Raw genomic sequence first — 13,774 nt, forward strand, 5'->3', positions numbered from 1 at the left:
CCGGGAGCTTTTGTCGTGAAATATCAGTAGCGGCAAACGGTGTTGAACCGTTATTTTTCAGAGTGGGGAAAATATATTTTCCCAAGTTGGGTGGTAACGCGATAATCAAATCGTCCCTTCGTTTTTACGAAGGGGCGTTTTTTATTTTAAAACAGAAAGCAGGGAAATGTTTTGGGAACATTACTTCAAGAGCTGGAATGGCGAGGAATTATTTACCAGCAGACAGATGAAGCAGGAATCAAGAACGTATTGGAAAATGAAAAAATATCTTTATACTGTGGAGTGGATCCAACAGCGGACAGCATGCATATTGGACATTTGCTTCCATTTTTGACATTGCGCCGTTTTCAAAAACACGGCCATCGTCCGATTGTTCTGGTTGGTGGAGCGACCGGGCTGATCGGTGATCCAAGCGGAAAGAAGGAAGAAAGAAAGCTGCAGACACTTGAGCAAGTCGATAAAAATGTGCAAGGGATCAAAGCGCAGTTAATGAGGATCTTCGACTTTGAAGGTGAAAATGGCGCAGTAATGACAAATAACTTTGAATGGCAAGGCAAAATGGACTTGATCACATTTTTGCGCGATTATGGCAAACATATTGGCGTTAACTATATGCTGGCAAAAGAAACAGTGGCCACTCGACTAGAAAGCGGTATTTCTTTTACCGAGTTTGCGTACACACTTTTACAGGCAATCGACTTTCTTCACCTGTATGAAAACCACGATTGCAAAATGCAGATTGGTGGAAGCGACCAATGGGGCAATATCACTACCGGACTAGAGTTTATTCGGAAAATGGCAGGCGAAGATGCCAAGGCATACGGCCTGACAATTCCACTTGTTACAAAAGCAGATGGAACAAAATTCGGTAAAACCGAAGGCGGCGCCATTTGGCTTGATCCTGAAAAAACAACTCCGTATGAGTTTTACCAATTCTGGATCAATACAGCTGATGCAGATACTGTGAAATATCTCAAGTTTTTCACATTCCTTACAAAAGTGGAAATTGAAGAACTCGAAAAATCATTGCAGGAAGAACCTCATCTTCGAAAAGCGCAAAAAGCACTTGCTGAAGAAATGACCCGTTTGATTCATGGGGAAGATGCCCTTCAGCAGGCGATCCGGATTACAGAAGCTCTATTCAGCGGAAATGTTAAAGAATTGTCTGTTGAAGAAGTGGAGCAAGGCTTTAAAGATGTGCCTACGTATGTGCATGAAGGAGAAGACACTGGGCTTGTCAGTGTACTTGTAGAAGCAAAGATATCTCCATCTCGCCGCCAGGCTCGTGAAGATATCCAAAATGGAGCTGTCTCAATCAATGGAGAGCGTGTCACAGACATTGAATATATATTGAGCGAAGAAGACAAACTGGGTGGAGCCTTTACTATCATCCGCAGAGGTAAGAAGAAATATTATATGATCAGATATAATTAAGAAGAAGCCGGTTTCGTTCGTACGAGGCCGGCTTTAGCATTCTTCTATCGTCTGTAACCTGAACAAAACGAAGAGGCTTTGAGCCGCATAAAGATATACATGATCGTTGCAATTCTACCTTTTGGAGTGTTCGGATCACGCTTTGTAAACAGACATTGAATGAACCTCTCATCACAAATGCATGGATGGGTATATAATGCAGCAAACATCCACACCATTGATTCCTATGACCGCCAAAATCACCGCAGCTAATTCAATCTGGCAGCGATATAGATTGTGATGATAACCGAACCCGGATATTGGAGGATGGTTGCCGCTTTGCTGTGCGTGATCGCGGAAAAGTATGTATATTGGACGGCAAGCATTCCGGGTAAGCTGAATGCCACAATACTATGGGAATACCATTGATCCTTGAATAGGACAACGCCGAATCGTTCGAACCCATCTGCGTCCCTCGACTTTTTGTAATATTGTAGAAAATGATAATGCTTCATATCATATATATGAAGCTAAAACTTTAGAAAACTTTTTTAGCAGAAGCACATCCGACCATTAAAAAATTGGAAGCGGAGGATATTGCGAGGGACGTAGTTTACGTGGTTACGCAACTTGATTACGTGGATGTCATTAAAATGCTGTAAGGCCGGTTTAACTTCATTCGGCAGAAGTCTCCCACTTCTATAAGTGGTGAGATGAATGCCTATGGGCATTCCATTCAGTGGGGGTTCAAAACCCGGCTGAATAAAGTTAAAGCCTCCGGCGGATGTCTCAGATTTTCAGAGGAAATTTATCGAGCGAAGCTCGATAAAATCTGGGTGCAAATACGCCAAGGCACATTTGATAGCAGTTCCTGACCAGCTCATAAAAATTTTTGGGTGAAAAACCCTGGAAACGACAACCTATGCAGTTTCCAGGGTTTCTATTTCACAGTCAGAAACTCGATCATTTTGCCAAGTCATTAATCATTTTTTTGGAATGTTCAATGGCTGCCGTAATTTCTTTAGCCATGGTAGCTTGTTGCCTTGCAGATGCAGATACTTGTCCAGATGCGGCGGAAGACTCCTCCATAATCGCACTGATAGTCTCCAGCATTTCTTGTACTTGGAAGGCATTTGTATTGATTGAGACCAATACATTATTGAGAGCTTGGATATTGTTTTCGGTATGTGTAACCTGAGCGACAATGTTATCTAAAGACGCGCCTTCATCTTCAATGACTGAAACCTGTTGTTGGAAATTTTTCAGGTTGTTTTCCATTATTGAGATGACGTTGTTTGTTTCTTGCTGTGTTTCTTGAATTAATTGTGTAATTTGGCTCGTTGCCTCGGTTGTTTTTTCAGCGAGTTTCCTGACTTCGTCTGCAACGACGGAAAAGCCTCGGCCATGTTCGCCTGCTCTTGCAGCTTCAATGGCAGCATTTAAAGCCAATAAATTTGTTTGATCAGAAATTTCGTTAATCACATCAACAATCTCACCTATTTGATCTGAGTTTTCACCCAATGCCTGAACATTTTTTGTTGTGTCTTCAAGCGCTAATATCGTACCCTGTAAGGATCCAATACTTTCATCTATTCTTTCCTTTCCTTCCATTGCGGTAGCGGTGGAAGTTGTTGCCGCTTCAATTGTACTTTCAACTAGTTGGTTTCCTTCACTTACTTGATCGGTCGTATGATGAATGGAGTCAAGTATCTGGTTTACTTCCACAGATTGTTGCTCCACACCGATGGCAATTTCACTGATTGCCTCCGCAATTTGTGTAGCTGAATCAGAAGTTTGCTGTGAAATATTGTCAAACTCCACACTCGTTTTTTCTTGTATGCTTGCAAGTTTTCTTGATAAATTCCGTAAGAAACTTTGGCCGGCAAAAGCCGCCAGCACAAAGCCAATGATAAGAATGATCACTGTTCTAATGATGCCAGCATTCATTTTTTTATTTATGCCAATCAAATCTTGAGTAAGCACATTGATATTGTTTTCTAAATATAAGTCAATGTTTTCGTTGATATTATCCGAATACTTGTCGAACTCTCCCATATACTCATTACCTTTTTCCGTACCGGACTCAATATAATCATTAGCCATTTTAATGCCAACTTGATAATAATCTTCAAAAGAAGTTAAGAAACTATCAAGTTCTTCTTTTTCTTTATCAGTTCCGATTTCTTTTAAGTGATTCACAGTGTTCCGAAAATCAGCCGCATGCGCTTCAGCTAATTCAAAACCATCGTCAAGCCCTTCAGCGGCTCTTGTCACACTAATATCTGTCAACCATTGCTGTACTTGTACAACATCCAACTTTAATTTTTCTGCATTCAAAGCTTTATCTAGTGATTGATCTTGAATTTTTTGTAATGTTTTACTAGAATCATAAAGCTGAATAATTGAATAAATTTCAATCCCGCCTAAAGTAGTAAAAATAAGTAACAAAGTTAATAACAATTGCTTTTTGATAGTCATTTTTTCCTCCTGATCACGATTTCTCAGTCAATAACAATATCGAACTGATTGTACATTTATGTAACGAAAAAGTGGAAAATTTATATACTAATAATATCATCTTGTATTACTGTTAATTTATCATTTTGTGACTAAATAACTAGTTTTTTCATAACTTGGTAAAATAATTGTTTTTATAGATAAATGTTGATAACAACGCGTTTTTTTTAATTAAAGCTTTAATAATCGGGTAGAAACAATGGGTATTTATTCTTAGTGACCATCCTCCTTAGAGGAAAATATTAACCCAAATAGGAGACTTTCACAGAAAATCAGCTTTCACCGACTTTCTGGACAGTCTCTCTCAGCTTGAGGCTACAGGCGGCCTTTTATGGCCAAACGGGAGAATTCCTGTTTGAGCCATTTCACTTATTGAGGAAATCGGATTTTTTTAACTTGCTTTTTATAAAAAAATAAAATATATTTAATGTATAAAACCAAGTAAGTTTATAGGAAAAATTAACTTTGTAAAGCTGCCAAAACAAAAAGCAGGTGAAAAATATACAAGGACTGGAAGGAAGATAAAATGATCGATAAGCGAAACTTGAAGAGCCTTGTAGGAAATACCCCGTTATTTCAACTGAGATCGTATCAGTTCAACAACAATGTAAAGATTTTCGCTAAGCTAGAATCTTTTAATCCAGGCGGCAGTGTAAAGGATCGGCTTGGATTCCATCTTGTAGAAGAGGCTTTAAACAAGGGATTGATTCAAAAAGGGGATACAATCGTTGAGCCAACCGCCGGAAATACTGCCATTGGTTTGGCATTAGCAGCGATCCATTATGGTTTAAAAACGATTTTTGTTGTGCCTGAAAAGTTCAGTAAAGAAAAGCAAACCCTCATGAAAGCTCTCGGGGCTGAAGTTGTCCACACTCCAACTGAATTGGGGATGAAAGGAGCAATTGAAAAAGCCAAACAAATAGCTGAAACACGTGAAAGGGTGTATTATCCCAATCAATTTGCAAATGAATGGAATCCCGAAGCGTATTATCAAGGGCTTGGACCTGAAATTTATAAAGAATTGGCGGGGAATATTGATATATTTATTGCTGGGGCCGGGACAGGAGGTACTTTTACCGGTGTAGCCAAATATTTAAAGGAACAAAATCCTTTGATCAAAACGGTTGTCGTTGAACCGGAGGGCTCTATTATTAATGGTGGAAAGTCGGGTTCGCATGAAACAGAGGGAATTGGGATGGAGTTTTTCCCGTCGTTTTTTGACCATTCATTATATGATGATGTTTATACAATTTCGGATCAAAAGGCATTTACGAGGGTGAGGGAAATAGCACTTCGTGAAGGACTACTAGTTGGCAGTTCATCAGGAGCTGTTCTTGAGGCCTGTTTGTTGGAAGCTGAAAAAGCCACCACTCCAAAGAACATCGTAACGGTTTTTCCGGATAGCAGTGAACGGTATTTAAGCAAAAATATTTATGGAGGGATAGAGAAATGAGAAAGAAAACGAAATTAATTCATGGCGGTAAAACAGTGGATCAATCAACTGGTGCTGTTTCATTGCCTATTTTTCAAGCAACTACCTTTAAACAGGATGGTGTCGGAAACTTTACCTATGAGTATGGACGAACTGGAAATCCAACCCGGGAAGGAGTAGAAACATTCATCGCGGATCTAGAAGAGGGGAAAAGAGGATTCGCTTTTGCTTCGGGTATGGCGGCAATCACTGCGGTTACGCAGTTATTTTCTGCGGGTGACCATATTATTGTCACTGATGACGTATACGGAGGAACCTTTCGATTAATGAGCAAAATTGTATGCCGTTTTGGAATCGAAGCATCGTTCGTTGATACGACAAATCAGGATAAAATTCAAGCTGCCATCCGCCCGGAGACCAAAGCAGTCTTTATCGAAACACCAACAAATCCTTTGCTGAAAGTAACGGATATTGAAGCCATTGCTGCTTTGGTAAATAAAAATGGACTCACATTGGTTGTTGATAATACATTCAGCACTCCTTATTGGCAAAGGCCGCTAACATTGGGTGCAGATATAGTGGTGCATAGCGCGACAAAATATTTGGGCGGGCATAGTGATGTTGTTTCGGGATTAGTGGTTACAAATAACGACGAGTTGGCCGAAAAGCTCCATTTCATTCAAAACGGTGCCGGAGCTGTTTTAAGCCCCCATGACAGTTGGCTGCTGATCCGTGGAATGAAGACGTTGGGTGTGCGTATGGAAGAGATTGAACAGAATGCCAATAGCGTTGCTCAGTTTTTAAGAAACCATCCGGATGTTCATAAAGTGTATTATCCGGGCTTTTCCGATCACCCTGGTCACCACATTCATAAACAGCAGTCCGAAGGATTCGGGGGAATGATTTCATTTGCTGTAAGCACAGAAGAGCAGGCTTTGGAGATTTTAAAAAATGTGAAATATTTTACGCTAGCTGAAAGCCTTGGTGCGGTTGAAAGTTTAATCTCCCTTCCAGCCAAAATGACACATGCATCCATTCCGCGTGAACGCCGTTTGAAAATCGGCATTGAAGATGGGCTCATCCGTTTGTCAATCGGTCTTGAAGACAGCGAAGATTTAATAGAAGATTTAGCAGCGGCTTTTGAAAAAAGCAAACAATTGAGTCATTGATGTTAAGTCTAAAAAGTTGACAAAAAATATTATTTGTGCTATAATTTACATTTAAAAATTTAGAGTTTATAATGGGATTCTCCTGGCCAGGGGAATCCCATTTTTTATAAGTGAAGATAGTTTGGTCTAGCTCCAGGCGCCATCGGCGCAAGGATTAAGTCAATCGCTTTTGAAGGCAAACTACGCTTTTTCAGCGCTTGTCTTATGCTTTTCGACTAAGGCCGCGTGCCTTGCACTTTTCTTATCAAGGGGGAATTTCATGAATGAAAGCAAACCCAGTATAACTTCATTTATATCGGCATTTGGTAGAGCCTACCATAGTCAATTTGATACGCCTAAAATTTTTGATGACTTTATCGCCAAGGATTTAATCTCCCAAAAGGAATTTAGGGATATAAAAGAGAATATGGTTCAAGGTATACAGTTCTTTAACAAAGATGTTGCGGAAAAATTCAAAGGTAATCCGGAAGAAATTTTAAAGTGGGTTACACAGGTTCAGTTATCCCCAACGCCATTGGCACGAGCTGCGTATTGCGAAAAAGTGCTCCAAAATGAAATCAGGTTGGGAGTAGAGCAATATGTCGTACTTGGAGCCGGGCTAGACACATTTTGCTTTCGACATCCTGAATTTGAAAACAGTCTGGAAATATTTGAAATTGATCACACTGCTACACAACAATTTAAAAAGGCTAGATTGAACGAAATCAATTTTAATTTACCTAAAAACCTTCATTTTGTATCGATGGACTTCACCAAATCGTTTTCTTCTCAGGATTTATTCAATGAAGGTTTTGCTAACAAAAAGACATTCTTTAGCCTTTTAGGTGTTTCCTATTATTTAACAAAAGAGGAGCTTTCGAGCTTGATTGATCATTTATTTTCTATAGTTCCTGAAGGGAGCTCCATTGTCTTTGATTATGCGGATGGAAGATTGTTTGAGGAGAAAGGGATCTCAAACAGAGTGGCAAACATGGTCAAAATGGCGGCGGCAGGCGGGGAGCCTATGAAATCGTGTTACTCATATGCGGAGATTGAACATTTATTGGAGAAATCTGGTTTGTTGATATACGAGCACCTATCTCCCACTCAAATCAATAACGTTTATTTTGACAATCGAAATGATTATCTTTCGGCCTTCGAAACGATTCATTACCTCCATGCCGTAAAAAAGTAATCTAACTGTCTGGAAACAAAGGCCGTGGAGTTTTTCCATGGCCTTGTTCCCATGATTTATAATAGTCATCACGCATTAGGGGAGAAGGTCCGATATGGATGGACTGATGGCAGCAAAACAAAGGGAAGGAGATAGAAAGGAAAATATGAAGCAAATCTATTCTTGGAGCTGTTACTTGTTTTTGATAATCAGCGTACTTCTTTCCATTTCTATTTTTAGCTTTTTTGTTTTGGTGGGTACTTCCGAAATGATTATTGACACAATGATTAAATCTAGTTATTTACTTGTTCCTGCTTCCATCATTATGGCTGTTGTATCGTTAACTAAAAAAGAGCGAACAGAAATCTCTAAAATTTCTTTACTACTGACAATTGTTAACCTGATCGTTGTTAGAGCTTTTTTGTGTTTTGGTGCTAATTTTGCACCAAAAAATAATGGTAAAATTTAGGACTGTCTTGCTCGACTCTCTGCCAAAAAGCCTGCAACTACATGAAAAGCGTCCAATCCTATTAGGATTAGGCGCTTTTCTGTTGTTTAAGGAAAGATATTTACTTTGAGCTGGCTACACCTTGTTATACTTGCGGCTCACTCAAATGAAACTACCAGCTGATCCCGGTTCTCATTCTTAGCTGAATATAAGTGATTGTCTGCCTGATGGATCACGTCATACAATCGGGAACCATTTTCAAATTTAGCTAATCCTATTGATACTGTAACGTGGAGGGCGATACCATTGTTTGCATGAAAAGGAGTAGTGCGTATTTCATTTTGGATATGTTCAAGTATTCTCACAGCTTGCTTATCATAAATAGTTTTTAAATAAAAGATAAATTCCTCGCCGCCATATCTTGCTACCTTTAGATTGTCACTTTCATACTTATTAAATATAGATGAAATTTCCCTCAAAACACTATCGCCGGTTAAATGTCCATGCGTATCGTTCAATTGTTTAAAATGGTCAATATCCAAAAGGGCAATATAGTGATTTGTATGATTTTCTTTCACTTTCACCTCAACTATTTCTATAAATTTATTTCGGTTTAACAGGTTTGTGAGCGGGTCGTGAGAAGCCAGAAATTCCAAACTTTGCTTTAATCGTTCATTTTTATAAGCGACCAAAATGAAAATACAATAGATGAAAGCTACGGAAAGAAAGGATACGTAGCGTAATAAAAAACTATTTTTAAATATCTCCATTCCATTCGGAATAAATAATATGATAGGGAGATCCGAAATTAACCAACATACTGTAATGATAAAGAACAATTTTAAATTAATGCTAACCGGTATTTTCCGTTCATAAAATAACAAAGTAAAAATGGTTGGAAGGACAATACCGAAAATAACAAAGGGAAGTGCTCCATCGCCTCCCATGAAGAGACGCCAGATCGAAGCGATGAAAAGAACGGGGAGCGCAATCTTCCAGCCTCTAAATAGGGCCAAAAATATAAGAGGGATCGAGCTTAAGCTTAGCCGATAGTCTCCAAATGAGATAGGCAAGTAAAGCATTGTAATAATAACTGTCGAAAAAAGCGCAACAATGCAAAAATATAGTAAATGTTTAGAAAAACGCTCTTTATAACTTATTAATGTACTCATTAGCAAATGACCTAATAAAATAATTGCCAGATTGGATAAAATCGATTGAAACATTTTAAGCTCCTTGTTTCGTTATTTTCATTTGGAAATTTTAGAGTGGTCATTATCTGGTTAATTGAAATTTTTATGGTGTAATCAGTTTTTTAGTTCCTAAGAACTACTTAGTGTATTATTAACATTGTACCAAAAGTCCTGGGCGTTGTGCATGAGAAATCGTGGAAATATAAATATGTCAGGGAATGAATCATAAACGGAAAAGCTACAATTGTTTTAAGGTTTTTGTCAAAGGATCGTAAACCCCAAGGATTTATTGTATATTTGCTATATAAGAATTATATGGGAGTTTTGATTTTGTATTTTGAAGAAACACGAGGGTTCTGTGAGGTTCCAAAGTCGTTTATACTATCAGCAAAAAATTACCTACCCGACTAGAATGAGGCCCAATTTTTTATAGGAGTTCCAGTTGAATCCCCTCCTACTAAGATTCCGACACCAACAGGGACTAAAAGAAGCATAATAGATTTTTCCTTCCTTAATTTAGAGTATTTAACAAATTATCTACCAATTACTTTATTACAATGTTTCAGTCCTTCTTAAATGCTCATTTTAATCTATTGTAATTATCTAATATTCCAACGGAAAATCTAAGTCAACCATTTTTAGGCAGATATTTTAGCTCTTTTTTTGTGAATGTTCTCATATCTTTAGGCTCTCGGCCAGGTAGCAGCCACAAAATTTTATTTAAAAAATCATGGTTGCTTTTAAGAGAATAGTGAAATTCTATGATGCACATCGTTTTATGATCATTTTGGAGAGGTGAAAAATAGATTAGTGAATTCCCCGAGATCTGGTAGGCTATTTTACCTTGAATAGGATAATGAAGAGTGTCAGAAACATCTTTCGCTTCATTACTGATTGGCATCGAATTGCCAACTATATAGCCCTTTGCATCTGACAAAACAACCTCCATTCCACTAAGCATAGCAATATATATAGCAAGACGTTGCCCGCTTTGTTGCATAAAATTCGCTGGTGGAATTCTCTCATCCCCGGTTAAATAATTTTAATTTTGACTTATATATTGTTGGCCATTTTGCTTTGTTGTAAAAGGTTCTTCTCCAACCTTTGCACCTGGTATCTTTCAATTCCAAGTAACACAAACTGACTAAGTACTCCCACTGTTAACAGGAGGAGAACGGCCAGTGCTAAACTGATTTTTAGTTTAAGACTTACTCTTATTTTTCCACTCCGGATGAAGCCTTATACCCCACACCGTAAACTGTTTGAAGTACAATCTGTTCTAAATCGCCAATCTTTTTTCGAAGCTAATATATGAACAATTTACTGCTTTGCGATATAGTTTCCATATGGAAATTATAACAGAGGCGTAAAATATGTCTGATCTAGAACTAATTTTAACTTCATTTAGCAAAAGTCTCCCACTTCTGAAATTGGTGAGATGAATCATGTTGGCATTCCATTCAGTAGGGGTTCAAACCCCGGCTGAATAAAGTTAAAGCCTCCGGCGGATGCCACAGATTTTCAGAGGAAATTTATCGAGCAGAGCTCGATAAAATCTGGGTGCAAATATGCTAAGGCGCATTTGATTTCAATTACAATGTAAATTGGTTGCTGAAAGAAATTATGTTAATTCGAAAGAATGAAGTTGGTTACAATATGATATCTTAAAATTGTTACGAAGCAAAAAAATGCTACTCCATCAGAACTAAGTAATTATTTAAATATTGAACTTCGAAGTTTTCAGAAGCGGTGAAAAATTATATAGTTCAAGAAATAAATAATTAGACGGACGTGGGTTTAGAACGAACATTACAGAAGATGGTTAATTTTTTCTCCACTCAGTTGATGAAAGTCACAAATTCCTTTATCACGTGTCGAAAGTTTTTTTTCCGACACAGAGCAAGAGAATTTTGTTAATCTTGCAAGCAAATTAATTGATACTATAAGTGCAGAAAGGTTGAACAGATATGACTGATGATATTCTGATTGAAGGAGCAAAAAATAATAATTTAAAAAACGTCCATGTATCTCTTCCAAAAGGTAAGATCATTGTAGTAGCAGGATTATCTGGTTCAGGAAAATCAACCTTGGTCTTTGACACACTTGCTGCTGAGTCACAACGCCTGCTAAATGAAAATTATTCAAGCTATATTCAACAACTTTTACCACATTATGAAGCACCAAATGTCGATCGAATTATAAATCTTCCAGTTTCTATCATTATTGATCAAAAGAAAATAGGCGGTAATGTTCGGTCGACGGTAGGAACTATAACGGAAATTTATACTGGACTGCGCTTATTATTTTCTAGAATAGGTGAACCTTTTATTGGCTATTCAATGATCTACTCGTTTAACAATCCTCAAGGTATGTGTAAAAGATGCGAAGGAATAGGAGAAATAAACGAGTTTGATATTGATGCTTTAATTGATTTCGATAAATCCTTAAATGAGGGTGCAATTCAATTTCCTACTTTTCAACTAGGTGGTTGGAGGCTTACTAGATATACTGAATCTGGTTATTTTGATAACGATAAAAAAATTAAAGATTATTCCAATGATGAATTAAATAAATTACTTTATGACGAAGGAAGTAAACCTAAAAATGCTTCTGCAAAATTTCCTAAAACAGCAACATATGTAGGTGTAATCGATCGAATAAGAAAAACAATTTTAGAAAAAGGTTCAAAAAATTATCGGTTAGATTTAGAAAGAGTAATTCATACTATTGAGTGTCCAAGTTGTAAAGGTACAAGAGTAAATGAAATAGTGCGTTCTTCAAAAATAAATGGAAAATCAATCGCAGATTGCGTTCAAATGCCTATTGAGGAATTAATTGATTTTTTGAAAGGAATTCAAAATTCTAATGTTAAAATTGTTTTATCAGATTTATTGAATAGATTAGAAAGTATGCTTTCTGTTGGATTAGGGTATTTGAATATTGGAAGAAAAACATCAACTTTATCTGGGGGAGAATCACAAAGAATAAAAATGACCAAGCATCTTAATAGTGCCTTGTCTGATGTTTTATATATTTTTGATGAGCCAAGTGTGGGACTTCATCCAGAAGATCTTAAGGGTATTGGTGATATATTCAAAAGGATAAGAGACAAAGGAAATACTGTAGTGTTGGTTGATCATGATCCGGATATTATTAAAATGGCTGACCATATTATTGAAATAGGACCATTTGCTGGTTCTAAAGGTGGGGATATAGTGTTTGAAGGAAATTATAAAGACCTTCTGAAGTCGAATACATTAACAGCAAAAGCACTAATGCGTCCTTATACTATCAATAAAGCCAAACAACAGTTTCAGGAATATTATAGACTGGAAAATGTTAGTGCATTTAATGTTAAACATCAGTCAGTAAAAATCCCTAAAAATGCACTAACTGTCGTCAGTGGAGTTGCTGGTTCTGGAAAGAGTACGTTGATAAGAAATCTTTTCGTTAAACATCATCCAGAGTCAGTTGTATTTGATCAATCTCCTATTCACAAAAGTAATCGTTCAAATCTTTTAACTTACCTTGGTGTTTTTGATAAAGTTCGACAGAAATATTCTAATATTTCGGATGAAGATGTTTCTTTATTTAGTTTTAATGGCAAAGGTGCATGTCCCGAATGTAAGGGAAAAGGATATATAAAGTATGATCTTGCGTATATGGGAGACGTTACACAAGAATGTGAAATATGTCATGGAAAAAGATATAACGATGAAGCCCTCTCTATTTATTGGAAGGGCCGAAACATCTTTGAGCTATTGCAATTAACTGTAGTTGAGGGTTTAAAATTCATTGATATACCAGACGTTCAAGTAGCTCTAAATTCATTAATTGATGCAAATTTAGGCTATATCAAACTAGGGCAGAGTTTGGATACATTGTCAGGCGGAGAGACACAAAGGTTAAAAATAGCAACAAAACTATTGGATGTCCATTTAGAAAACGCTGAAATATTTATTTTAGATGAACCAAGTACAGGTCTTCATGAGGCTGACATCAAATATTTACTCTCACTGTTAAACAAATTGAAGAAAATAGGGAAAACCTTAATAGTTTTAGAACACAATTTAACGATTATTAGTCAAGCTGATTGGATAATAGATATGGGTCCAAAAGGTGGGAACTATGGAGGGAAAGTTTTATTTGAAGGTTACCCTAGTGATTTGATAAAACAAAATAATTCGTTTACTGGCACACACTTAAGAAAATATTTAGATGAATAGGTTACCGAGTATTTACAAAATCCTCTCGATAAGATTTATTTCGAGGGGATTATTTTGTTATTTATATCTCAAAAAAATGCCGATTAAATACAAAAGTAACAACACTCTAATTTGATTAGTGGCCGATATATCGACAGCTATTAGTGATATAATAAAAAACATGCACAAAAAAATTAGTGATTACTATGGATTTTTAAGATATAGCTTGAAAGCTAATAATAGG

Annotated in this window: 10 protein-coding genes and 1 other annotated feature (1 of these 11 running past the window's edge); of the genes, 7 read left to right on the plus strand and 3 right to left on the minus strand. The window is 37.0% G+C overall.

The window, feature by feature from the left end; translation table 11 throughout:
* Positions 1-121 (plus strand) — a binding site (T-box leader) (it extends 99 nt beyond the left edge of the window).
* A gap of 50 nt (positions 122-171) precedes the next feature.
* Positions 172-1,434, plus strand: coding sequence for a tyrosine--tRNA ligase (gene tyrS / locus D5F11_RS06130; RefSeq protein ID WP_120115500.1), 1,263 nt, complete (start codon positions 172-174; stop codon positions 1,432-1,434).
* Positions 1,435-2,126: 692 nt separating this feature from the next.
* The gene (locus tag D5F11_RS26025; protein ID WP_185830529.1) at positions 2,127-2,288 is read left to right on the plus strand and encodes a hypothetical protein; all 162 of its coding nucleotides are present in this window, start codon (positions 2,127-2,129) and stop codon (positions 2,286-2,288) included.
* Positions 2,289-2,376: 88 nt separating this feature from the next.
* Here the strand turns inward: D5F11_RS26025 and D5F11_RS06140 are convergent, their stop codons facing one another.
* Positions 2,377-3,891, minus strand: a complete 1,515-nt coding sequence (locus D5F11_RS06140; protein ID WP_120115499.1) for a methyl-accepting chemotaxis protein — start codon at positions 3,889-3,891, stop codon at positions 2,377-2,379.
* Between the two features lie 565 nt (positions 3,892-4,456).
* Between D5F11_RS06140 and D5F11_RS06145 the strand changes: the two genes are divergently transcribed.
* The 4 genes from D5F11_RS06145 to D5F11_RS06160 all read left to right on the plus strand — a co-directional run bounded on the left by D5F11_RS06145 (position 4,457) and on the right by D5F11_RS06160 (position 8,153).
* Complete coding sequence (locus tag D5F11_RS06145) at positions 4,457-5,383, plus strand: PLP-dependent cysteine synthase family protein (RefSeq protein ID WP_120115498.1); 927 nt, start codon at positions 4,457-4,459, stop codon at positions 5,381-5,383.
* A complete protein-coding gene (locus D5F11_RS06150; RefSeq protein ID WP_120115497.1) occupies positions 5,380-6,531 on the plus strand; it encodes a bifunctional cystathionine gamma-lyase/homocysteine desulfhydrase in 1,152 nt (383 codons plus the stop codon). The genes D5F11_RS06145 and D5F11_RS06150 overlap by 4 nt, the downstream gene beginning before the upstream one ends.
* 259 nt (positions 6,532-6,790) lie before the next feature.
* A complete protein-coding gene (locus D5F11_RS06155; RefSeq protein WP_120115496.1) occupies positions 6,791-7,705 on the plus strand; it encodes a class I SAM-dependent methyltransferase in 915 nt (304 codons plus the stop codon).
* A 94-nt stretch (positions 7,706-7,799) separates the two neighbouring features.
* The gene (locus D5F11_RS06160) at positions 7,800-8,153 is read left to right on the plus strand and encodes a hypothetical protein (protein ID WP_120115495.1); all 354 of its coding nucleotides are present in this window, start codon (positions 7,800-7,802) and stop codon (positions 8,151-8,153) included.
* 137 nt (positions 8,154-8,290) lie between these two features.
* Here the strand turns inward: D5F11_RS06160 and D5F11_RS06165 are convergent, their stop codons facing one another.
* Both D5F11_RS06165 and D5F11_RS06170 read right to left on the minus strand, forming a co-directional pair.
* Complete coding sequence (locus tag D5F11_RS06165; RefSeq protein WP_120115494.1) at positions 8,291-9,358, minus strand: GGDEF domain-containing protein; 1,068 nt, start codon at positions 9,356-9,358, stop codon at positions 8,291-8,293.
* 595 nt (positions 9,359-9,953) lie between these two features.
* Positions 9,954-10,262, minus strand: a complete 309-nt coding sequence (locus tag D5F11_RS06170) for a hypothetical protein (protein WP_126646511.1) — start codon at positions 10,260-10,262, stop codon at positions 9,954-9,956.
* A 1,030-nt stretch (positions 10,263-11,292) separates the two neighbouring features.
* Here D5F11_RS06170 and D5F11_RS06175 point away from each other — a divergent pair.
* Positions 11,293-13,551, plus strand: coding sequence for an ATP-binding cassette domain-containing protein (locus D5F11_RS06175; RefSeq protein ID WP_120115492.1), 2,259 nt, complete (start codon positions 11,293-11,295; stop codon positions 13,549-13,551).
* Positions 13,552-13,774 lie beyond the last annotated feature (223 nt).

Source organism: Siminovitchia terrae, from assembly GCF_003605405.2.
In the GTDB taxonomy this organism is placed as follows: Bacteria; Bacillota; Bacilli; order Bacillales; family Bacillaceae_C; genus Siminovitchia; species Siminovitchia terrae.